Annotated in this window: 1 protein-coding gene; it reads left to right on the top strand. The window is 40.2% G+C overall.

The features are described 5' to 3' along the window. Positions 1–1,058, top strand: a 1,058-nt coding sequence (locus F9856_RS11955) for an ISL3 family transposase (protein ID WP_202106727.1), incomplete at its 5' end; no start/stop codon positions are given. Positions 1,059–1,092 lie beyond the last annotated feature (34 nt).

The following is a 1,092-nucleotide window of genomic DNA, read 5'->3' as shown; positions in this document are numbered from 1 at the left end:
CTGGTTATCCACTCCTTATCCGTCTTAGAAAGCGTCGTTTCAAGTGTAAAGATTGTGGGAAAATGGCGGTCGCTGAAACTCCTCTTGTCAAGAAGAACCACCAAATCTCCGTCGCTGTTAGCCAGAAGATCGCTCAATTACTCATCGAAAATCAAGCAATGACACATATTGCACACAGGCTATCTATCTCAACATCATCAGTTAGTCGAAAGCTTAATGAGTTCAAGTTTGAAACAGATTGGAATACCTTACCTGAGGTGATGAGCTGGGACGAGTATGCTTTCAAGAAGGGGAAGATGAGCTTTATCGCACAAGATTTCAACTCCCTAAACGTCATTGCCATCCTCAACGGAAGAACCCAAGCAACCATCCGAAACCACTTTCTACGCTATCCTAGAAAGGTTAGAAATCGGGTCAAAGTGATTACCATGGATATGTTTAGTCCCTATTATCAACTTGCTAAACAGCTTTTTCCGAATGCAAAAATTGTACTCGACCGCTTTCATATTGTTCAACACCTTAGTCGTGCTATGAACCGTGTTCGTATTCAAATTATGAATCAATTCGACAGAACATCGCAGGAATACCGAGCCTTGAAACGCTACTGGAAATTGATTCAACAGGATAGTCGTAAACTCAGCGATAAACGATTTTATCGCCCTATGTTTCGAATGCATTTGACTAACAAGGAAATACTGGAAAAACTCCTGTCTTTCTCCGAGGAACTACGACAGCACTATGAACTCTATCAATTGCTCTTATTCCATTTCCAAGAGAAGAACTCAGACCATTTCTTTGACCTCATCGAACAGGAAATAGCCACTGTTAATCCTATTTTCCAGACGGTATTTAAGACATTTCTAAAGGATAAAGACAAGGTTTTGAATGCCCTAGAATTGCCTTATTCCAACGCCAAACTGGAAGCTACCAATAATCTCATCAAAGTCATTAAGAGAAATGCCTTTGGTTTCAGGAACTTTGAAAACTTTAAAAAGCGAATTTTGATTGCTTTGAACATAAAGAAAGAGAGAACGAAGTTCGTCCTCTCTAGGTGTTAGCTTTTCATCTACCCACTACAGTTGACAAAGAGCC

Origin of the sequence: Streptococcus suis (assembly GCF_016743335.1) — a bacterium.
In the GTDB taxonomy this organism is placed as follows: Bacteria; Bacillota; Bacilli; order Lactobacillales; family Streptococcaceae; genus Streptococcus; species Streptococcus suis_Y.
Note: the sequence above shows the minus strand (reverse complement) of the source record. Positions and strands in the feature narration are given on the sequence as shown.